The organism is Clostridium sp. AF19-22AC (assembly GCF_003479085.1).
In the GTDB taxonomy this organism is placed as follows: Bacteria; Bacillota; Clostridia; order Lachnospirales; family Lachnospiraceae; genus Faecalicatena_A; species Faecalicatena_A orotica.
This window is the reverse complement of record NZ_QUGN01000002.1, coordinates 291,889-314,170: the sequence shown is the minus strand read 5'-3', so window position 1 is coordinate 314,170 and position 22,282 is coordinate 291,889. Positions and strand designations below refer to the sequence as shown.

Sequence of the window (22,282 nt, the reverse complement as noted above, 5' to 3'; positions counted from 1 at the left end):
TGCGGATGACTCCGGCAGGCTGCCTCTGGGTGAGTTTATATATCAATACATAGGGATGTATATTGATACCGTATCTAATTTACAAATTCTGTATTATTATAAGCAACGATCAGATTCTGACCAGCTTTAATCTTGTCTGAGTTCAGTGAATTTATTTCTTTCAGTGTCTGGACGTATTCCTGTACGGAATCGTAATCCTCAGTTATATATGCTTTGGCAATGTCCCATAAAGTATCTCCTGGCTGAATCTCTATGCTTGTATAGTACTTAAAATTGACAGGATTCTCTGAACGGCTTCCATGTGCAGAACTCCGTATATTGCCAAACACTGCACATGCAGCAAATATGATAAATATTGTGGCAATACATATTAGGATTCTCTTTTTTAATCCATCGTCCTGTCTCACTGCTTTTACCTTTGTACACTTCTGGCTTCTCATCTGTATCTCCCCCTGATTCATACTGCATATTTGGATCCCTCGTTCCGTGTCGAACATTTGTTCTTCATAGTTAAGATTATAGTACACGAACACATGTTTGTCAATAGTTTAAACAGTATTTTCGAACGTATTTTCGTAACAAGTGTTTGCTTTTTAACAGGACCTATGGTACTATATTTATACAGCATATCAGATATACTTTAACAATATGAGGAGGTTCCGTGTATGTCACAGGGGAAGATCAGCAAGAAGCAGCTGGAAATATTAGAATACATAAAGTCACAGATTCTTGAAAGGGGATTCCCGCCTGCAGTCAGGGAGATTTGCGAGGCTGTCAGCCTGAAGTCCACCTCATCTGTCCACTCTCATCTGGAGACGCTGGAGAAGAACGGGTATATCAGACGAGATCCAACGAAGCCAAGGGCAATCGAGATTCTGGACGATACTTTTAATCTGACCAGACGTGAAGTTGTGAACGTACCGCTTATCGGCCGTGTAGCCGCCGGAGAGCCGCTGCTCGCCCAGGAGAACATCGAGAACTACTTTCCAATCCCAATGGAATTCATGCCAAACAAACAGACCTTCCTGCTGACCGTAAAGGGTGAAAGCATGATCAATGCGGGCATTCTGGATGGTGATATGGTCCTTGTGGAGCAGGCGCAGACTGCAGATAACGGGGATATGGTCGTGGCCCTTATAGAGGATGGAGCCACTGTCAAGACATTTTACAGAGAAGAAGGCGTCTGCCGCCTCCAGCCAGAGAATGATTATATGGATCCGATCATTGTAAAGGATGTTTCCATTCTGGGCAAAGTAATCGGTGTCTTCCGTTTCTTTTAATTAATGATCCATGATAATAGGAGTACTTTCTTATGAAATAAAAAACATCCTGTCTGAATTGGTAATTCCAGTATCGGAATTCCTCTTCAGACAGGATGTTTTTAACTGACAGTACTTATTAGTTTTGAAATTCTCTGATCTGATTTAGGACATAGTCATTGATCTTCGGTGGTTCAGCATCCGGACGGGCCAGATAATATCCCTGAAGATAGTCGGCTCCCAGTTCAATCACCTTTTTCATCTCCTGCTCTGTCTCAATTCCTTCCGCAATTACTTTGATGTTTCGCTCTTTCGCATAGGAAATTGTATTCTCCACAATCTTCTGCTTGTCAGTATTAAGATGGATCCCGAAGATGATCTCCCTGTCTATCTTAATATATTTTGGTGCAAGCTCTAGCAATATCCGCTCGCCATTGTAGCCGCTGCCATAATCATCCAGGGCAAAATCAGAGTTCCATCTGTTTACAATCACCCGCTTCACATCCATCGCCTCTTTATTTGTCTCTGAGTCTTCTGTGATTTCCAGTACAAAGTGGTCTAAATAGCCCCTGCATTCTGATTCAATCCGTTCGAGTGCCTGATTACTCAATCTATAGTCAGCCAGAGAGTTGATAAATACTTTGCAGTCATCATCTATTTTATGTTCCCTGATATGCTGCATGTATGTCCTTGTGGCCATTCTCCATGTAAGATCTTCTACCTTATCGAGCTTATGTTCTTCCCGTGCAAGTGAGAGGATCTCTGCCGGACTACGCAGTGTTGGCATTTTCCCGCGCATCAGTGCTTCATATGCAAAGATTCTGCCTGTACGCGCATCCACGATCGGCTGGAAGAAATATTCAACTTCTTCTCTTTCCAGCAGTTCAGTCAGTTCACGGCGGTTCTGGGAAATATATTCTTCACTGTGGTAGGCTCCGATATCAAAATCGCCGATCTCGCCTTTCGTCGAATGCTTCACCTGGTACATTGCGAAATCAGAATACTGCAGCAGCTGCTCGTAATGTCTTGAATCTCTCGGATACCAGGATATACCGCCGGACATCTTCAGTCTCACCCGCTGCATCGGGGGAAGCATAATATACTCCTTGGCAATTCCTTCTCTGAATAGTTTTATCTTCTGGCTGATCTCCTCCTCTGTCTGGTATCCATAGAAGAACATATAGAACTCATCCCCGGAAATTCGTGCAATAACAGTGTCAGGAGGCGTATACTTCCGGAAAGAGTCGGCCGCGGCCTGTATATATTTATCTCCATAATCATGCCCGTATTTATCATTAATCTGCTTTAAGTTATCCAGGTCAATCATAACAAGCGCTGCTTTCTTGAGGAGCATTTCACCTCCCGCAAACAACTGCTGCATGATACGCTGGAATGCCCGTCTGTTTTTCAGTCCGGTCAGAAGGTCATGGTCGCGTTCATGTTCGAGAAGCTGCTTTTCCTGGATTGTCTTCGTAATGTCTTCTGCCACGCCTATGATCCTGCGGCCTTCCAGCCTTGAATAGCTCAGCCTGATGTATGTGTCTCTTTCCCCATAAGGGATCTTGTAGAGAACGTAACTTTCATTCTCTTCTTCCTTATATATATCAAATGAACTCATTTCCTGAATGAATAAATTAATGTCCAGCGTCTGGGATGGGACATCATTTTCACCGAAAATGTGGAAGAAGCCATCCGTTATAAACAGCGTATTATACTCCATATTCAGTTCAAAGCCTGCAATGCGGATACTTGCTTTATTCAGAATCTGTGCGAACTTAGTGGCAGAATCTATCACGTCACTGCTGAGCTTCTCAATCGAGCGCTCCATCTGGTCAAACTCTAAAATATTTGTCCGCGGGAGACGAATCTTTTTCTGGGTATTCATGCGCTGCATATTTCTTGAAACAATATGGATCGGTCTGGAAATCATAAAACTGACCAGAATACTTCCGCCAATACCAATACTGATCGTAACTAAAATTGCGACACCAATATAATTCAGGATATGTCTGGAAAATTCCGTAATGTCCCGTTCCCTGACTACACCTGCAATACCCCAGTGGTCTGATTCAAACGGGCCATTGGAATCATACAGCTGGAGATAATCAATATCAATGAACAACTTTTCCTCTTCCATATCAATATACTGAAGGCCATCTTCTGTGGTCCTGATATGCAGTTCCTCCCCTTGTGGTATACAACTGCTGTCAGATGAAAAAATAGTCTGGTACGTTCCGTCAGCGTCATTTTTGACAAGCAACAGATATGAGGCATCATTTCTGTCATTCATCAGCTCTTCATATGGAAGCATTGTAGAAAGATAATCCAGTGTAATCTCCATCCCAAGCACGCCGTATACCTGTCCGTCTGATGTTATGAGCGGAACAGTGTAGGAGATCATCTCCTTATCATCGTCAGTCAGCGTATGAGGTTTTGACCAGTATCCAAGTTCCGTCAGAGAATCCGCCTTTGGATTCAGGACTCCCTGTTCATAGGGATTCAGGAACAAATTCATCGTTTCCGGATTCTGGGCACTGAATACAAACTGTGGCTTCCATGCGCTGTCTGTTGCAATATCAAGGCTATGTACAAGCTCTACAGAACCTCTTTCTATGAGCAGGTCACTGTTGCGGATAGAAGGGCTCGTTTCCGGGTCCAGGTCTCTGAAATAAATACCAGGTTTTGTGATTTGGTCTGCCCCGCGCAGTGTGTCCGGATTGTCTGTATTAAATACAACAAATGCCCCCGTCACTTTATTAGAGCGGAGCATGTCGATCAGGTAACCTGAAATCTGTGACACCAGGGGATAGCAGGCTTCAGAGTTATCTCCTACTGCTGAAAGGTCCAGCATACCGTCTGACTCCAGCTCCTCTGCTTTTGCACTGATCAGCTGTGCTGTGTAGGATACATTTGACCAGTTATTCAGCATCTCATTCTGTAAATAACTGCTTCTGTTTTGAACTTTCCCCTGCACGATACCACGCGCGTTCTGATTCAGTTCCTTTATCGTTCCGCCGAAAATAAATGTTCCCGAGAGCAGAAATACTTCCAATAAAGTAAGGAGAATCATGGGAATCAGTATTCTCTTTAAGATAGGCTTTGCCTTCCGGTGCTTCATACTCATTCTCATTCATCTCCTTCCTTTTATTTTCCGTATTCACTTATGATAAACATCATTTCAGACCATGAATAAAATCAGATGTATAGATATGATACTGCTTAATCAGCCTCAACAAGTGCTGACAGAGATGTAAGCGTTTCCTGATACCATGTTTCAAAGTTCTCATCCGTATCGAATCGGCTGACCGCCTCTGCTCTGGACTGGCCGCCCTGAATCAGTTCAAGTATCTCTTCCCTGTCCGCAGCGGCTTTATCTGAAAGAGAATATTCCAGGACATTGCGTGCATTCGTACCGTTCTTAAAAGCACGGGTAGTGTATAACGTATTATTTTCAATCTGGTCCAGAGATGCATCCAGAACCTGCAGCACACTGCTGTCCGTACTTTCCACTTTCTGGTTAATCATTTCCTTTGTATTTGCTTCCTTCTTTACAGGAAGATAACCGGATGAAACCGCAAAGTCAATATTACGCTCCGTGTCTGTAAACCACTTCAAAAATTCGACGGATGCTTCTATTTCCGCCTTATCTTCTTTGTTCATTACCACCATTCCGGCTCCCTGCTGAACCGCATAGTCCTCTCCGTCTTCAAACTTCGGACAGGTTAATGCCTTCATTTCAATAGGATATGTATGCTCATCATCCAGAGTTACCTGATCCGGAAAAAATGTAGCTCCTGCAGAAGATCCAACAAATGCAAGGATGTTTCCTGTTTTGATGTCATCGCTTCTGAATTTACCTGAAGAAGCAAAGTAACCGTTTACATATGGTACATAATAGTTATCCCAGAGCTTGCGGACGACATCTTTATCAAAATTCAATTCTGGTTTGCCGTCTTTTACAGAGAAAATTTCAACCCCCAGTTCTCTTGCACCAATAATAAAGTAATTTGCCATCGCGTCCCTTCCGAAAAATGCTTTCCCGTCATCCGGCGTATCGGTAAGGCCGTCCGTCCATTCATAATACTCCTGTGCCGTAGCTGTGATCCCTTCGATTGTAGAAATATCTTCCTGAGATGCCCCCGTTGCATCGGCAAATTTCTCCCAGTCAGTCTCATTGAGCATGAATATTTCAGTCGCTTTCGCTACCGGGAATATTTTCAGGGTATCTTCAGAAGAAAACTTTCCTTCATCGATGTAACTGTCCATGTATTCACTGATTTCCTCATCGGTCATGTATTCCTTCAGGTCAACTGCCATTCCCTTCTGGTCTACGGCATAGGCAGTATCTGCATATGCAGCGAAGATATTCGGAATCTCCTTCGCCCCTACTTTCCCGTCTATGGAGGCTATCACATTTTCTTCCAGATCAGCAACATTGCCGAGGCTGGAGGCTTTCACTTTGATTCCTAGCTCTTTTCCTTTCCCTTCATTAAACTCTGTCACAAGCTTGTTGAATGCATCCTGCTGGGCACCATTATAATAATGCCATACCTCAATTGATACCGGTTTTTCTGCATTCAGAAGGCTGTCTTTTTTGCTCTCCTTTTTATCTGCTGCAGAACATCCTGCCGTCAGCATCAGAGCCGCCGCTGTCAGCAGGCTGATTCCCGTTCTATATATACTTTTCACCAGCATTTCCCCCTGATTCATTTTCTGTTATAGTGTGTCAATATCCACAACTTTTCCGTCTCTCCAGATTCTCTCCAGGTTATAGAACAGCCTGTTTTCTTTGTCAAATATATGCACAATAATGTCGGCAAAATCAAGCAGTACCCAGCTGCTTCCATATCCTTCACGCTGTTTCAGTGAATATCCTGCCTTATGCAGGCATTCCTCCACATTGTCAACCAGTGCCTTAACCTGACTTTCATTATTTCCGTTCGCAATAATAAAATAATCTGCCAGAACAGATACTCCTGATATATCAATGACCTTGATATCCTCTCCCTTTTTCTCATCCAGTGCCCTGTAGGCGATCTGTGCCATTTCTCTTGCCTGATCCATAAAACAATATCTCCTTTACTTTTTATGATTCTTTATAATAAAATTCATAAGTCTTAACAGTCATCGGGTCGATCTCTCTTCTGGCCCCTTTCAGATAAGATATAGTTGATCCCGCACTTAATGCAACAGCCTTATCAATATCTGTAAAAGCAGCCTTTCTCACCCTTGTAAGCCCCGGAATCTCCATTCGTCCCGGTTCAATATAATCTGCTATATACACAATCTTCTCAAGAAGCGTCATGTCAGGCCTCCCGGTTGTGTGATAGTTGACTGCCCCGAGGATTTCCTGTTCATTGATCCCATACTCATGTTCCGCCAGATATGCGCCCAGACGTGCGTGTATCAGGGCCGGCATCTTTACTTCCGATTCCGTCAGCCGGATGCCGTACTCGTCACAGAGCTTCATCTGCTCTTTGCCCGAACAGAACTTTGCACAGTCATGGAGCAGTCCGGCCAGCAGTGCATTACGGATGTCTTCACCATAACGCATGGCAAGTGAAGATGCCGTATACATGACGCCCAGCGTATGCTCATACCGGTCCGGTTTCAGCTTTCTCTCTAACTTTCTGCGAATTCCTGTTATATCTGTCATGCTTTAACCTTCCTTATATAAATGATGTTCTTTAATATAAGCAGCCACAGCATCAGGTACCATATAGTGGACTGTAAGCCCTTTTGCAGCCCGTTCCCTGATCGTAGTTGAAGAAATCTCAAGAAGCGGTGCGCGCAGCAGTTCGATGTCGGCCGCATATTTCTCTTTTAAATAAGCAATCTGTTTCTGCATATCCCCTACATCTTTGTCATCCCGCATCGCAGCCAGTATTGTACATGTAGGAAAAATTTCTTTAAAAAACTTCCACTGTTCAATAGAAAACAGAGAATCTGCCCCCAGTATAAAGTAAAACTCATTGCCGGGATACAATTCATGAAACTCCAGCATAGTCTTATAGGTATAATGAACTCCCTCTTTTGCCTCATGAAGCGAAACTTTAAAGTGCCGAGCACCCTTGATCGCTGCTTTGACCATTGATACTCTGTGTACCAGTGAAGTATCCATCTCGTCAGTATCTTTGTGGGGCGGATTTCCGTTTGGCAGAAACCAGATCTCATCCAGTTCAAACTGCTCGAACGCAAATTCCCCTAAAAGCAGATGCCCGATGTGGATCGGGTCAAAGGTCCCCCCCATAATTCCAATCTTCATACTATCCCCCTATGGAAGAACAATTTTTTTCTTGTCGTCTTTTCCTTCTTTGTATAATACAATCTTCTTGCCGATCACCTGTACTACCTGTGAACGTGTACGCTCTGCAACCATCTCAGCCAGCTCCCTTGGATCGTCTGCACAATTCTGCAGCACACTGATCTTAATCAGCTCTCTGGCCTCCAGTGCCTCCGCGATTGCGGCCGTCAGGCCGGGTGTCATACTGGACTTTCCTATCTGGAAAATCGGGTCCATTGTCATTGCAAGGCTCTTTAAATATGCTCTTTGTTTTGTCGTCATTCTCTCTTATCTCCTGTTACTTGTAATAATCAAATTGTAATCCATACATTCTTACTGTATCGCCTTCCTGTATGCCTGCCTGCTCCAGTTCATCCAGAATCCCTGCATCTTTGAGGAACTTCTGGAAGAAAGCAAATCCTTTTTCTGAGTCCAGATTCGTATAACCAAGCATCTTATCGATCTTCGGTCCCTCTATTACATAAGCATCTTCCTCTTTTGTGACCGTGTACGGAAGGTCGTCGTAGATGAGTTCGTCTTCCGGGAAGAATTCCTGTTCAAACATGACAGGTTCACTGTCCATGTTCTGAAGCTGTTCACTGACATAGTAAAGCAGTTCAGAGATTCCCTTTCCTGAAACACCGGAAATTGCAAATACCTTCATTCCTTTTGGCTCAAATTCCGCTTTCAGCTTTTCTACAGGATCTTCATCCTCACTATAGATCAGATCTGTCTTATTTGCCGCGATTACCTGGGGACGTTTGGCAATCTCCGGATTATATGCTTCTAATTCTGCATTGATCTTATAAATATCATCTATCGGGTCACGGCCCTCCGTTCCGGCCGCATCGACAACATGGATCATCATCTTGGTCCGCTCTATATGGCGCAGGAACTCATGTCCGAGTCCGACTCCCTCCGAAGCGCCCTCGATCAGTCCCGGGATGTCCGCCATAACGAATCCCTTGGCACCGTCCAGATCCACAACCCCGAGATTCGGATTCAGGGTTGTGAAGTGATAGTTGGCAATCTTGGGATCAGCATTTGTCACTCTGGACAGCAGCGTTGACTTTCCGACATTCGGGAATCCGATCAGTCCCACGTCCGCGATTACTTTCAATTCCATATTCACTTCTAATTCCATCGCCGGCTGTCCCGGCTGGGCATACTTCGGCACCTGCATGGTTGCCGTGGCAAAATGCTGGTTCCCCAGTCCGCCTTTTCCGCCTTTTAAGACGATCTGGCGGCTGTTCTCACCGGACATGTCCGCGATAACCTTACCGGATCGGGATTCTTTAATAACGGTTCCTTCCGGAACCTTTAAAATCAGGTCTTTCCCGTCTTTCCCGTGGCAGCGGCGCTTACCGCCCTGTTCCCCGTCTTCGGCCGCATACTTCCTTTTATGCCTGAAGTCTACAAGTGTGTTCAGCCCCTTGTCTACTTCAAATATCAGATCCCCGCCTTTTCCGCCGTCGCCGCCGTCCGGCCCGCCGTTTGGAACATACAGCTCCCTGCGGAAACTGCAGTGCCCGTCTCCGCCTTTTCCGGATCTGATAAAAATTTTAGCTCTGTCTGCAAACATAATATCTATTTCCTTTTCTTCTTGCTATATTTACTGAATTTTCCAATTCATAATCTTTTTTATTATATCATAACGCATGTATTTTTACTATGAATAATTCACTTTTGATAATAACCAGTATACAACTTTTTCATAAAAATATCCGTTAATGGCCCGTTGCCTGCAGGAAATAAAAAGATGTACTTCCTGTGAAATAATAAAAAGCCCCAGACTGTTAGGTCTGAGGCCACATACGCTACGCTTATTCAGCTACCGGATAGATAGAAACCTGTTTCTTGTCTCTGCCTTTTCTCTCGTATCTAACAACACCGTCTGCTAATGCGAACAGTGTATCATCTCCGCCGCGTCCTACGTTCACGCCTGGATGAATCTTAGTTCCACGCTGTCTGTAAAGGATGTTTCCAGCTTTTACAAACTGTCCGTCAGCTCTCTTTGCGCCTAATCTCTTAGACTCGGAATCACGTCCGTTCCTTGTAGAACCAACTCCCTTTTTATGAGCGAAATACTGAAGGTTCAATTTCATCATGGTTATTACACCTCCTTGAAGATAATATCAATATATGGTTCATAGTCGCTGTCGTCTTCTATCTCTTCTAATCCAAGAATCATAGTCTTTAACAGCAGTTCAGCGTCATGTGCAGGATGATTCACAAACCGAAACTGAATCAGTCCATCTGCATCTTCTGAGTCATCTGTTACAACGGACGTCTCATCATCCGTGTATCTTTCGATTGCATTAATCGTGTTGATAATCAGTGCAGATGCTGCTGCGCATACGACATCCATGCCCTCATCTGCGAACCCGGCATGTCCCTGCGCATCGAATCCCACATATTCGTGCCTGTCGGTTTTATAAATGGTTACCTTAATCATTCTGTCACCAGATTATGCATTGATCTTGTCGATCTTTACTGCCGTATACTGCTGTCTGTGACCATTCTTTTTATGGTATCCAGATTTTCTCTTATACTTATAAACGACAACTTTTTTGCCTTTGCCGTCGCCAACTACAGAAGCTGTAACTGTTGCACCTTCTACTGTCGGGTTCCCAACGACAAGCTTGTCATTGTTCACTGCAAGTACCTGGTCAAATGTATAAGTTTCCCCAGCTTCTACCCCAAGTTTCTCTACTTTAATGATATCGCCTTCGGCTACTTTGTACTGTTTACCACCTGTTGCTATAATTGCGTACATATGGCACCTCCTATTATCATTACTCGCCAATTACGGTGTCTGCAGGGCAGAACTTCAAAACCTCATTGTGCGGCATACCGTTGTAGTATAGCATATCCATTTTTACAAAGTCAAGAGTTTTCTTGCATTTTCGTCAAGAATCTTCTGTTTTTCGTCCTCGCTTAACGGCAGGCTTTTCAAATATGCCACTGACTCCGCCTGGCCCGACCAGGGGGAATCTGTGGCAAACAAGATCTTATCCACACCATGCTCTCTTACAATACGTACGAACTGCATATCATTGATTACACCGAAGACAACCGCTGTATCCAGATATACCTGCTTTCCAACAAGAAATCGTTCTACGTCATCCCAGCATTTGAAGCCTCCCATATGGGCAGCCACCATTTTCTCAGGGCATACCTCATCAATCACCTCTGCCGCCATCTGCGGGGTACAGTAAATACAATCCGGGTATCCCGGATCATACCCGCCATGAACGGTAATGATAAGTCCCAGCTCTGATGCGTAAGACACAATACGCTTGTAACGGATATCATTAAACATCGTCTCCTGATAGGCTGGATGCAGCTTAATCCCTTTGAAACCAATATTCTTTAATTCTCTCAGCTCGGCCTTATAATCTGCGCTTTCCGGGTGGATTCCGCCAAAAGACAGAATCCGCCCCTCCAGAAATTGTGCTGCAAACCGGTTGATACTTTTAAACTGTGCCGGATTCGTCACTACAGGAAGGGCAACGGAAATATCCATTCCGGACTCTTCGGCAGACTGCTTAAGGCCATTGGCAGTCCCGTCTGTAAATGGTATCGTCTTACATCTGGAGCTTAAAAATTCTAATGTCTTACCTGCAATTTTATCAGGAAAAATGTGTGTATGAAAGTCTATCATGTTGTACCTCTGTTATTTGTCACAGTCATTCAGCTTATCATAACAATACTCTATGATGCTTCTGCGTGTAATGATCCCGATAAACTTATTCTGGTCATCCACAACAGGCACAAAATTCTGGTTCATCGCTTTTTTGACCAGATCCTCCATGTCTGCATCAGCAGCTACCACGTCGAATCTCGCTTTGCGCGGGAAATCGCGGATAAAGACCGTCTCGGCATCCTTGATGCTCAGATTCTTATAGTCCTTGATCCCCCAGAGCAGGTCGCCTTCCGTGATCGTACCTACAAATTCCCCCTGCCTGTTCAGCATGGGGATGGATGCATATTTGTGATACTCCATCGTTTCCAGTACCTGACGCAGTGTACAGTCATCATATATGTATGCAACTTCAATTTTCGGTTTTAAGAAGAACAAAATGTTCATAATAAGTTAAATACCTTCCTTTAAATTTGTGTCAATACAAAAATCTCGTATAAAGCACGGATTGCATTTTTGAAATCATCGTGTCTGACACCTACGATGATGTTCAGCTCGCTGGACCCCTGGTCGATCATCTTGACATTGATGTGCGCGTGTGCCAGCGCCGAAAAAATCCTTCCCGCAGTTCCGCGTGTCGCGCGCATGCCGCGTCCCACAATGGCAATCAGTGCCAGATCAGATTCCAGCTCAATATGATCCGGATCGACAGCCTTGTGAATGCCTGCAAGTACCTGCTGTTCCTTCTCCTCGAACTCATCTTTGTGTACAAAGATAGTCATTGTATCAATTCCGGAAGGCATATGCTCGATGGAAACTTCATTCTCCTCGAACACCTGAAGCACCTTGCGGCAGAAACCAATCTCCGAGTTCATCATTGCTTTCTCAACTGTAATGGAGGCAAATCCATCTGTGCCCGCTATACCTGTAATCGTATACTTCGGCTGTCTGCATGTACCCTCCACGATCAGTGTACCCTTATCCTGAGGGGCATTTGTATTGCGGATATTGATCGGGATTCCTGCTTTCCTTACCGGGAAAATGGCGTCTTCATGGAGCACACTCGCCCCCATGTAAGACAGCTCCCTTAGTTCTTTATAGGTAATTGTCTCGATAGACTTCGGATTCTTAACGATTCTCGGATCGGCAATCAAAAATCCTGATACGTCGGTCCAGTTTTCATACAGGTCCGCTGATGCTGCAAGAGCAACGAGAGAGCCCGTTACATCAGATCCCCCTCTTGAAAAGGTAACTACGGTCCCGTCTTCTTTTGCCCCGTAGAATCCGGGTATGACAGCATATTCCGTCTTATCAAGGCGCCCGGATAATAGTGTATTCGTCACATCGTCATTAAAAGAACCATCCTCATTAAAGCGGACCACTTCAGCAGCATCAATGAATTCGAATCCAAGGTATGCTGCCATGATCTTACTGTTCAGATACTCTCCTCTGGATGCTGCATAATCCCTGCCTGCCTTTTTGCCGAAATTTTCGCGGATGATTTCAAAGTCCTTATCCAGGGAAAGAGTCAGATTCAATCCTTCTATAATTTCATTATATCTGTTCTGGATTGCAGAAAGTAAATCAGTGAAATTCTTTTCTTTCATTGCGGCGCCGTAACAGGTATAAAGCATGTCGGTTACTTTTGTATCATTCGAAAAGCGTTTTCCCGGTGCAGATGGTACGACATATCTTCTGGACCCGTCGGAACGGATGATTTCTCCTACCTTCTTAAACTGCTCGGCACTTGCCAAAGAACTTCCTCCAAATTTGACTACTTTTTTCATTCCTCTTTTCCTCCAATATCCTATAAAGGGAATCCATGTTACTGTTCACACCCTGCGGGCGTTCGCAGTAACGAATACCTTACTTTTTTCGCGTTCTCGGTACATTATTATACCCCACCTGAACCCGCTTGTAAATCTCTTATTCTTGATTTTTTTGCATTTTTTTACAGGACATCCTGCATTTTATGCACCAATTCCTCATTTTTAGATACTTTTATGCAAAATCAGAAGATTACATTTGCATACTTTGCATTCGATGCCTTTCTTAAATCTTCCGGTGAAAGTCTCAGCTGCATGCCGAGTTTGCCGCCGCTGACATAGATCTGTCCGAGTTGCTCTGCTGTCTCATTTATTATAGTAGGAAAAGATTTTTTCATCCCGATTGCCGTGCAGCCTCCCCTGACATACCCAGTGACCGCGGTAATCTCCTTAACGGGCAGCATCTCCAGAGATTTCTCCCCCACTGCCTTTGCCGCTTTTTTCAGATCCAGTTCTGCCTCTACCGGAATGACAAATACATAGTGTTCTTTACTCTTTCCGGTTGTGACCAGCGTCTTGTATACTAATTCATGTGCCAGCCCTGCCTTATCAGCAACACTGACCCCGTCTACAAACTGTTCACATTCATATGTCTCATATGAATAAGGGATCTTAAGTCTGTCAAGTATACGCATCGCATTTGTTTTCAATTCTTTCCTGCCCATGATTCCTCCTAAATGTAATTCCGGCCCCACCGTTTTTCTACAGGTCAAACAAGCTGAGTTGTTCAACCTTATAAGGCCGCCTGTAGCTTGATATAATATCCTTCATTCTATACAGGACCCCCGCCTTTTTACACTCTTCTTCAAACACTCTCCAGAGCTGCCGGGCCCTGGGACTCCTGCATTCATAAGAATTCCCGAAACGCTTTTGATACCGCGTTACCAGGTCTTTATCCGGAAACAGGCAGTTCAGCTTTTCATAATACCATTCTCTCTGGTTATCACGCAGTGTCATCCCGAATGCCGGATAAATGAATCTGGCCCCGGCTTCTCCTGCCATGCGCACGATTTCACAAATATTCTCATCTGTGTCTTCAATAAAAGGAAGCACCGGCATCAGAAGTATACCTGTATATATTCCCTGATCCGAGAGTTTACGGATCAGCCGAAACCTCTCGGAAGACACCGGTACACCCGGTTCCAGCTTCTTAGAAAGCGCATCGTCCGATGTTGTGATCGTGATCTTGCACAGAACCGGTGAATGTTCCCTGATATCACTTAATACATCAATATCCCGTTCAAGCAGTACGCTCTTCGTCGCTATTGCGATTCCAAACTCAAATGCATTGCATAGTTCCAACGCATGCCTTGTCAGTTCGAGCTTCTTTTCAAAAGGATTGTAAGGATCACTCATGGCCCCGGTAGAGATCACTCCACGCATTGTTTTTCTGCGCAGCTCGTCCCTGATAATCTGGAGTGCATTCTCCTTTGCCCGTACTGTATCAAATGAAGATACACCATAACATTCTGAACGGCTGTCACAATATATACAGCCATGACAGCAGCCTTTATATATATTCATATTATACTCCGTTCCAAACCAGGCTTCAGGCTTTTTTGAACGGGTAATGATTGTCTTTGCAGGAATATATTCCATCACCTGTTTCTCCTTTTTTGTGCAGGCAGTTTCCTAAGTTGTTTGGCAATTGTATGAATGTATACAATCCATTTTAATTTCAAATCCTCATTTCAAAGTATATACTTTATCAAGAATTTAAATTGTATTATTGTATACATTTTAAAAGCTATCTTTCGAAAGAATATATGCTAGTTCAAATTTTCTCCTTATTGATTGTATACAAGGATACAATCAATAAAAATGATATAAAAAAATCACCTTCCAATGCTTTCATGTAAAGGTTTTCGAACTTTTTTCCGCGTCACCTCGACAAGCTGCAGCCCCGTCACATCAACCAGCGTTGACTGAATCGGGTCTTTTACCAGATACTGCCGGAATGCCCTGAGCAGTTCTTTCGTAGCATCTTCATCATCCAGATTAATAAAATCAACAATAATAATGCCTGAAAGATTCCTGATTCTCATCTGCTTCGCCACTTCTTTTGCCGCTTCCATGTTAATCTTCAGATAAGTGTCTGTCGGATTCTTTTTCGCAACACATTTTCCGGAATTCACGTCAATCACCGTCAGTGCCTCTGTATACTGGATGATCAGATAGGCCCCGTTTTTCAGCCATACTCTTTCCCCAAGTGCGCGGCTTAAAGTCGTTTCCGTATTATACAGCTTTGCAAGCGGCAGGCTGCTGTCATCATAGAGTCTCAGTTTTGTGAGATCCTCCGGCTGTTCTTTTTCATAATATTCCTTAACTTCTTCGTAGAGCTTTGCACCCTCAATTACGATTTCCGTGAGGCCTTCTGTATAAACGTTTTTCAGGTCTGTGATATAAGTATTAGGCGCATGCTGCAGGCAGGAAAAGCAGGTTCTGGACCCCGCTGTCTTTCTAAGGGTTTGAAAACTGCTTTCTAGTTCCTTTATCTCTCTCAAAACAGCAGAAAAATCGGCATCTTTTGCATTCGTCCGGATAATCAGCCCATATTCTTCGTTTTTCAGGGGCCGCAGCTGTTCCTTCAGTTCTTCCCTGAGAGACTTCGGCAGTTTTGAGGATGTTCCGATCCTTGTATTTCCGGTCGTCAGGATTGCATACCTGCCTGTAAAGCTCAAATTACTGCTCACCGTAGGCGCTTTCGTCTTGACTGCCTCTTTGCTGATCTGTACAATCAGTTCATCTCCGATGCAGAGGGGCTTTTTGCCTATTTTCTTTGTAAAAATGGCATTCGGTGCCTGACTGATATCATAATAACACTCAACGCCGCTTTCAATTTCAATGAAAGCGGCCCCGATATTCGCTACAATATTCTTCACTTTTCCAACGTATATGTTTCCGATGACATGCTGCTTCACAGCCCCGTCTCCGGCCGGTTCACAATGTATTTCCACTATCTCGTCATCTTCCAAAAGAAACATCCAGATCTTATCTTCCTCTTTCATCATGAGGATTTTCCGTGAAATCATTTTTATTTTCCTCTCCGTAAATTTCTGTCCCCATATCTTCCAGTGTTACAAGCCTGCGATCGCCGTTTGTTCCCATATCCGCATACATTTCCAGCCTGTGGTGTGCAAAGTCTGTCTCAGCCGGATCTATTCCCAGGAAGCCACAGAAAGCTTCCATTACAAGTCCCGGTTTCAGGTTTTCCACACTGCCCGATGCGACCTGCATATAAACAGAATCGCCCTCCGCTTCCAGCCGGTAGATCAACGGTTTGATATCCACTTCCTTCTCACTGCGCTTCGTCTGTTTCATGATACAGATTTCCGGCTGTTCCATGAATGCTGCTATCTTTTCCCTCCAGTCATCCGGAAGTGTCCCCTTGGTGAGTCTTGTCCGGTAATCGGCTGCTGCTACGATTGCCATACCGGTCATCTTCTTTTCTTCGGCAATCTGCCGGAAACTGACCACTTCCATTCCATCTACCATCACTTGATTCAGCTGTCTGACAGCATCATGGCTGGATATGGGCTCTTTTAATTCAATATCAAAATATTCTCCGTCACTGGAAAGTCCGATTCCCAACGGGCTTGCAAACGACATGATCATATGCGGGCTGTATCCGCCTGTGAACGCAATCGGAATCCCGGCCCGCCTCATCGCCTTCTGAAAGAACCTCATTACATCAAGGTGTCCAATGAATCTCAAAGCCCCATATTTTTTAAATTTAATTCTTGCCTTCATAGCAGACACCCCCTCCAAATTGTACGGCCCCGCAGCCAGAACACTGCATCCGGCAGTTCGGTGTAACAGTTCCTGATTCAGCTCGCTCCCACTCCTTTTTCAAAAACTGCTTGCTGACTCCAATATCAATGAAGTCCCAGGGCAGCAGTTCGTCCAGCTCTCTTTTCCGGGTTGTATAGAATTCAATATCTACCCCCATATTGCCGAACGCCTCCATCCAGGGTTCATTGTGAAAGGATTCCGTCCACGAATCATAAAGGCAGCCCAGCCGGTATGCCTCCTCGATCACTTTCCCGACCTTCCTGTCCCCGCGGGCGAATACACCTTCCAGCACCGTTACATCCGCTTCATGCCAGTTATACTTCAGACTCTTCCGGTTCAGCTGTTCCTGAAATTCATGCTTCACAACGTAAGCCCTGTGAATATATTCTTCACTTGTACACATGGATGCCCACTGGAAAGGTGTGAACGGTTTCGGTACGAAGAATGACGAACTTGCCGTGATCTGGCACTTTCCATGCCTTTCTTCTTTCGGAATCTCATAATACCGGCGGGCAATCTTATCTGCAAGGCGGGCAATCTCCTTCATGTCTTCCTCTGTCTCTGTCGGGAGTCCAAGCATAAAATACAGCTTTACTTTAGACCACCCGCCTTCAAAAGCCTGTCCCGCGCCATCCAAAATGATTTCCTCCGTAAGGCCCTTATTAATAACATCGCGCAGGCGCTGGGAACCTGCCTCTGGAGCAAACGTAAGGCTGCTCCTCCGGATGTCCTGCACCTGGCTCATAACGTCAAGTGAAAAGGCATCGATACGCAGTGAAGGCAATGAAATATTTACGCCCTCCCCCTTAAACTCTTCGATTAAAAAGTCAACCAGTTCCTTCAACTGAGAGTAATCGCTGGAACTCAAAGAACTGAGTGAAATCTCTTCATGACCTGTATTCTTCAGCATAACTTTGGCATATTCTTTCAGGGTATCGACGCCCCTCTCACGGGTAGGGCGGTACAGCATTCCGGCCTGGCAGAACCTGCATCCACGTATACAACCCCTCTGGATCTCCAGAACAACTCTGTCCTGCGTTGCTTTTATGAAGGGAACGATCGGTGCTTCCGGATACACGGCTTTTGTCATATCCATTACGACCTGTTTCTTTATTATAGAAGGAATACCTTCCCTGACAGGGCCAAATGATTTCAAAGTCCCATCTTCATGATATTTTGCCTCGTAGAACATTGGAACATAGAGCCCTTCGATATTTGCCGCCTTTACAAGAAACTCCTCGCGGCTGTCACCTCTGGCGCGGCTTGCCTTATACAGATCAAGAAGCTCATCGTAAACAGTTTCGCCTTCCCCAATATAAAAGATGTCAAAAAATTCTGCCAGTGGTTCCGGATTATAAGTACACGGGCCGCCGCCAATTACAACCGGATGCTCCCATGTCCTGTCCTTTGCATGCATCGGAATCTGGCTCAGTTCCAGAATCTGCAGGATATTTGTATAGCACATCTCATATTGGATGGTAATACCTAAAAAGTCAAAATCCTTAACCGGATCCTGTGATTCCAGCGCAAACAGAGGAATCTTTTCTTCTCTCATCACCTTGTCCAGATCAAGCCAGGGGGAATACACGCGTTCACACCATACATCCTCCCGCCTGTTGAACATATCATACAGGATCTGGATACCCAGATGGGACATCCCGATTTCATAGACATCCGGGAAACACATGGCAAACCGCACGTCCACCTTACTTACGTCCTTATTTACCGAATTCACCTCATTCCCAATATAGCGGGCCGGTTTTTCAATTTTTAGTAATATCTCATCACTTAAAGCTAGTTTTCTCATATTTTTCCTCTCACTTTTGTTGCTATTCCACAAATTTGAAGTTGCCTTGTAAAGATAAAATTTCTCTCTTTTCAAATGATATTTATATCCTTATTCGCACTGTACATTTATACATTTCGATGTATAATGAGTCAAAAACAGGGGGTAGGTCACAAATAGCACTTTTTTTCAAATCTACACTACTATGCATAATTATTCCGCATTATGCAACACTGCTCGATACAGAAGGATGATTTTCTGTAAATCCTGTATTGATGCAATCTTAGATATTATATACATTTTGAGGAAGAACTTCAAGTAGATATGTAAGATCAATGACACCATAAGCCACCCTTAATACATTTTCGGATTGCGTTATTTGACATATCCACACGCGGATATTAAAATAAAAGATATTATATGTCCAATTTCATCGAAAAAGATGTATCAGATAAAAGGAGAAAGCAAATGCCCGAATTAATGAAAGACAAATATTATAATGCCAATTCAATTCATGAATTGTCTTTACGAATTAAGGCTGTATATCCTTCGTTTCAGGCCAGTGATTTTGTAAGTGACATTATAGATAAAACCTGGGATGCATTAGCGCTGAAAGGCCGTATGCGGCAAATCACTACAAATTTGGGGAAATATTTGCCTTCTGATTATGAACAGGCGCTTGCTATCCTTGATCAGGTTGCTGCAGGGTATCCTGCAGGCTTTCATGACAATGCACTCATTTATTTCCCGGATTTTGTTGAAGTCTATGGGCAGGATGAGCGCCATTGGGATTTGTCAATTGCTGCATTAGAGAGATACACCCAATACTCAACCGCAGAGTTTGCCGTAAGGTCATTTATTATAAACCATGAAAAGCGTATGATGGCGCAGATGTCCATATGGGCGGAGCATGACAATGAACATGTTAGACGGCTTGCCAGTGAGGGCTGCCGTCCTGCGCTGCCGTGGGGACAAGCACTGACCAGCTTTAAAAAAGCCCCCACATTAGTGCTCGGTATTTTAGAACAACTGAAAGAAGACCCATCACTTTATGTCCGCAAAAGCGTGGCCAATAATCTGAACGATATCTCCAAAACCCATCCTGACCTTGTGGTACAAACTGCAAGGGATTGGTATGGGAAAAATGAATATACCGATTGGATCATAAAACATGGATGCAGAACACTTCTGAAAAGGGGTAACAGGGATGTGCTGGCTATCTTTGGGGTTGCAGATGCCAGTTGTGTGGATGTTTAATTGCATATTGGAAACATTCAATAATACGCTGTGTTTCCTCCCAAGTAGGTGAATTTGGCGGACAGCAATGCGACCTTCCATACGTATCACACCCAAACTTGCAACGGTATACTGTCCATGCCGCTGTTTGAATACTATTAGCACAAATTTTAATGGCAATATCTGCCCCACCTGATTTTAAAAATTCAAAATACTTTTCCATAGGATTCTCCTAAATTCAAATTAATTATAAGTGGAAAATTTTGTTTATTGATTGCCTCAACATAAAAAGTAATTATTATATCTTGTTTCGCACCTTATCTCCCTGCAGTTTCTAATTTATATCATTATAACAGAATGAAAAACAAAAAAGAAGCACTGCATTTTTATTCTTAAAATGCAATGCTTCTAAATATTATTTTTATATCCTGTCTGCCCTCCATTACTAGAAAACAGCTTTCGTTGACGGAAGTATCCCCGAGGCTTAAAGTTACAGCAAAGGCTGAGAAAGGTCCGTCGTTTTATATTTTAGGATTCACCAAATTCCCCTGCACGGCATGTTCCCTGCCCTTTCCTTTTCTCATCCCCCTTACGACCTGCACATTTCCAAGGATCAGATAGTCCATCTCCCGTTTCGTGATGTTTACAAAACTTCTTCTGGAGCACAGGTAAAAAACAGTTCCCATCAGGATCCATACTATCAGTGCAGCGAAGGACTGTGCTGCCATGAAAGCCGGCGATCCCGGGATCACCAGAAGCAGAAGGATTGCTACAGAGAAGACACATCCTGTCATGGCAACCGCCGGATGGATACGGTTTGTATCTGTGGGGTCGCCATATTTTTTTAATAAGATAAAGGCGCCTGCACAGGTAAAGAAATACCCGAAGGCAGTACCTACCGAACACATGTCAACCACCCATCCGATGACCTCTCTCCCGAAAAATGGGCATACACAGCAGACAATCATCGTGAACACCACACAAGCAGACGGAGTTTTATGTTTGGGATGGATCTTCTCAAATGCAGAAGGCAGCATTTTAGCCCTCGCCATTCCAAAGAGCAGACGGCTGGACGTCATAAAAAAGCCGTTCATTCCTGTGAATATTCCCATGCATACTGCGATCACTACAAAGCCTACACCCAGCCTTCCCATTGTCATTTCCAAGATTGCACCAGTATGCCACTTCACAGGTATCCCATCTGCATCTGTTAAAGACAGTACATCCTGCCACGGGATCACACAGTCGGTGACCAGCGCCATAGCTCCATAGATCACAGCCCCTACGATCAATGCTGTGATGATCAGCAGTTTACATTTCTGAGGTGGAAAATCATATTCCTCTGCCGCCTGTGGAATGCAGTCGAATCCGACATATAAAAACGGTGCCAGCGCCAGAATGGATATGAACCCGTCTTTCAAAGATTTCCCTGCCCCATAAGCCGGCTGCAGATTGGATGCATCAAAGTGGCCTGTCAATACGGTTCCGGCTACTGAAACCAGGACAGCCGCACACATGACAAGCACCATGACCAGCTGTAGATTGCCAACTGATTTTGCTCCCCGGTAATTCATGACCCCAAACAGGACAATGAAAAATACGGCAAGGACCACTTCTCCCGCATATACATCATATCCCGCGATGGTATACAGATAGCCTCTGGTGAATACACCCGGAAAAATGTAAGATGCCAGCACCGGAAGGGCTGTAGCGTTTAACGCGACAATAGACAGGTAGCCCAGAGAAAGCATCCAGCCACAGACATAAGATGCCGTCCGTCCAAATCCCTTATAAGCATAGGCAAATTCCCCGCCGGCAACCGGGAATTTTGCGATCATGTAGGAATAACTGTATCCCACCACGATCATCAGAAGGGCGCCTGCCAAAAATCCCAGCAACAGCGGCAGCGTGCCCCCGGCCCGCTCCGTCCACAGACCACCCTGTATAAAGCAGCCCCAGCCAATGATGGATCCGACTGCAACCGCCCAGATGGCTCCCGGCCCCATAGATTTCTTTAACTTTGCTCTCTTCTTTCTTTCCATACCATCCCTTCTTTCTTGTCACACTCAATCCTCATCTCTGGATTCTTCGCTGATCGTATACTCTTCCTCTATGTTGGAAACAAAAATCTTTCCATCACCAAAATGACCATGCTGGCCGCTCTTGGCACTGTGGATTATGATGTCCACTGCCTCATCCTTTTCTTTATCTGTGACTGTGACATACAGCATGGTTTTTGCCATCTCCTGATAAAGCACATCCCCCACCTGTATCCCTTTCTCTCTGCCTCTTCCGGATATAGACCATTTCGAGAATGCATAATATCCTTCCTCTTCCAGTGCTTTGATAACATCCATGACCTTTTCCGGCCGGACGATTGCCGTAATCAATTTCATCTAAAAAACTCCTTTCCTTCTACGACAAAAGGAGCCTGGGCATAAACCCAGACTCCTTTGT

Annotated in this window: 23 protein-coding genes; 2 read left to right on the top strand and 21 right to left on the bottom strand. The window is 44.4% G+C overall.

The genetic code is table 11. The features are described from left to right. Positions 1-74: 74 nt before the first annotated feature. The gene (locus DWX43_RS03475) at positions 75-440 is read right to left on the bottom strand and encodes a LysM peptidoglycan-binding domain-containing protein (protein WP_109730364.1); all 366 of its coding nucleotides are present in this window, start codon (positions 438-440) and stop codon (positions 75-77) included. Between the two features lie 225 nt (positions 441-665). Here DWX43_RS03475 and lexA point away from each other — a divergent pair, with 225 nt between their 5' ends. Then, positions 666-1,280, top strand: coding sequence for a transcriptional repressor LexA (gene lexA, locus DWX43_RS03470; RefSeq protein WP_109730363.1), 615 nt, complete (start codon positions 666-668; stop codon positions 1,278-1,280). Positions 1,281-1,398: 118 nt separating this feature from the next. Here lexA and DWX43_RS03465 read toward each other — a convergent pair whose 3' ends face one another. From DWX43_RS03465 to DWX43_RS03380, 18 genes are all read right to left on the bottom strand, one after another. Continuing rightward, the gene (locus DWX43_RS03465) at positions 1,399-4,389 is read right to left on the bottom strand and encodes an EAL domain-containing protein (protein WP_118618794.1); all 2,991 of its coding nucleotides are present in this window, start codon (positions 4,387-4,389) and stop codon (positions 1,399-1,401) included. Between the two features lie 89 nt (positions 4,390-4,478). After that, complete coding sequence (locus DWX43_RS03460; protein WP_182440606.1) at positions 4,479-5,954, bottom strand: extracellular solute-binding protein; 1,476 nt, start codon at positions 5,952-5,954, stop codon at positions 4,479-4,481. Positions 5,955-5,975: 21 nt separating this feature from the next. After that, positions 5,976-6,323 (bottom strand): ribosome silencing factor, encoded by a 348-nt coding sequence (rsfS, locus tag DWX43_RS03455; RefSeq protein WP_109730361.1) that lies wholly within the window; start codon positions 6,321-6,323, stop codon positions 5,976-5,978. A gap of 22 nt (positions 6,324-6,345) precedes the next feature. Continuing rightward, positions 6,346-6,915 (bottom strand): bis(5'-nucleosyl)-tetraphosphatase (symmetrical) YqeK, encoded by a 570-nt coding sequence (gene yqeK / locus DWX43_RS03450; protein WP_109730360.1) that lies wholly within the window; start codon positions 6,913-6,915, stop codon positions 6,346-6,348. A 3-nt stretch (positions 6,916-6,918) separates the two neighbouring features. Beyond that, positions 6,919-7,524: a nicotinate-nucleotide adenylyltransferase gene (gene nadD / locus DWX43_RS03445; RefSeq protein ID WP_118618793.1), complete on the bottom strand. Its 606-nt coding sequence runs from the start codon at positions 7,522-7,524 to the stop codon at positions 6,919-6,921. A 9-nt stretch (positions 7,525-7,533) separates the two neighbouring features. Then, a complete protein-coding gene (gene yhbY, locus DWX43_RS03440) occupies positions 7,534-7,824 on the bottom strand; it encodes a ribosome assembly RNA-binding protein YhbY (RefSeq protein ID WP_109730358.1) in 291 nt (96 codons plus the stop codon). A gap of 16 nt (positions 7,825-7,840) precedes the next feature. Beyond that, positions 7,841-9,124, bottom strand: coding sequence for a GTPase ObgE (gene obgE, locus DWX43_RS03435; protein WP_109730357.1), 1,284 nt, complete (start codon positions 9,122-9,124; stop codon positions 7,841-7,843). Positions 9,125-9,365: 241 nt separating this feature from the next. After that, entirely contained in the window at positions 9,366-9,650 is a 285-nt protein-coding gene (rpmA, locus tag DWX43_RS03430) for a 50S ribosomal protein L27 (RefSeq protein WP_109730356.1), read from the bottom strand. A gap of 5 nt (positions 9,651-9,655) precedes the next feature. After that, positions 9,656-9,997, bottom strand: coding sequence for a ribosomal-processing cysteine protease Prp (locus DWX43_RS03425; protein ID WP_109730355.1), 342 nt, complete (start codon positions 9,995-9,997; stop codon positions 9,656-9,658). A gap of 12 nt (positions 9,998-10,009) precedes the next feature. Next, complete coding sequence (gene rplU / locus DWX43_RS03420) at positions 10,010-10,318, bottom strand: 50S ribosomal protein L21 (RefSeq protein WP_109730354.1); 309 nt, start codon at positions 10,316-10,318, stop codon at positions 10,010-10,012. Positions 10,319-10,420: 102 nt separating this feature from the next. Further along, entirely contained in the window at positions 10,421-11,206 is a 786-nt protein-coding gene (locus tag DWX43_RS03415; protein WP_118618791.1) for an amidohydrolase family protein, read from the bottom strand. 12 nt (positions 11,207-11,218) lie between these two features. Next, positions 11,219-11,632 (bottom strand): CBS domain-containing protein, encoded by a 414-nt coding sequence (locus DWX43_RS03410; RefSeq protein ID WP_109730352.1) that lies wholly within the window; start codon positions 11,630-11,632, stop codon positions 11,219-11,221. A 20-nt stretch (positions 11,633-11,652) separates the two neighbouring features. After that, positions 11,653-12,972, bottom strand: coding sequence for an aspartate kinase (locus tag DWX43_RS03405; protein WP_109730351.1), 1,320 nt, complete (start codon positions 12,970-12,972; stop codon positions 11,653-11,655). Positions 12,973-13,196: 224 nt separating this feature from the next. Continuing rightward, entirely contained in the window at positions 13,197-13,676 is a 480-nt protein-coding gene (ybaK, locus tag DWX43_RS03400) for a Cys-tRNA(Pro) deacylase (RefSeq protein WP_118618789.1), read from the bottom strand. Between the two features lie 37 nt (positions 13,677-13,713). After that, the gene (locus DWX43_RS03395; RefSeq protein ID WP_109730349.1) at positions 13,714-14,610 is read right to left on the bottom strand and encodes a radical SAM protein; all 897 of its coding nucleotides are present in this window, start codon (positions 14,608-14,610) and stop codon (positions 13,714-13,716) included. Between the two features lie 236 nt (positions 14,611-14,846). Next, on the bottom strand, positions 14,847-16,043 hold the full coding sequence (locus tag DWX43_RS03390; protein ID WP_330582215.1) for a ribonuclease E/G: 1,197 nt from the start codon (positions 16,041-16,043) through the stop codon (positions 14,847-14,849). Continuing rightward, positions 16,003-16,761: a TIGR03936 family radical SAM-associated protein gene (locus DWX43_RS03385; RefSeq protein ID WP_109730348.1), complete on the bottom strand. Its 759-nt coding sequence runs from the start codon at positions 16,759-16,761 to the stop codon at positions 16,003-16,005. Before DWX43_RS03385 ends, DWX43_RS03390 begins: the two co-directional genes overlap by 41 nt. Then, complete coding sequence (locus DWX43_RS03380; RefSeq protein WP_118618787.1) at positions 16,745-18,610, bottom strand: TIGR03960 family B12-binding radical SAM protein; 1,866 nt, start codon at positions 18,608-18,610, stop codon at positions 16,745-16,747. Before DWX43_RS03380 ends, DWX43_RS03385 begins: the two co-directional genes overlap by 17 nt. 447 nt (positions 18,611-19,057) lie before the next feature. Here DWX43_RS03380 and DWX43_RS03375 point away from each other — a divergent pair, with 447 nt between their 5' ends. Then, positions 19,058-19,846 (top strand): DNA alkylation repair protein, encoded by a 789-nt coding sequence (locus tag DWX43_RS03375; protein WP_118618785.1) that lies wholly within the window; start codon positions 19,058-19,060, stop codon positions 19,844-19,846. Positions 19,847-20,346: 500 nt separating this feature from the next. On the opposite strand, the gene DWX43_RS03365 is transcribed toward DWX43_RS03375, so the two are convergent. Continuing rightward, positions 20,347-21,867 (bottom strand): APC family permease, encoded by a 1,521-nt coding sequence (locus DWX43_RS03365; protein ID WP_118618781.1) that lies wholly within the window; start codon positions 21,865-21,867, stop codon positions 20,347-20,349. Between the two features lie 24 nt (positions 21,868-21,891). After that, positions 21,892-22,221: a P-II family nitrogen regulator gene (locus DWX43_RS03360; RefSeq protein WP_118618779.1), complete on the bottom strand. Its 330-nt coding sequence runs from the start codon at positions 22,219-22,221 to the stop codon at positions 21,892-21,894. Positions 22,222-22,282 lie beyond the last annotated feature (61 nt).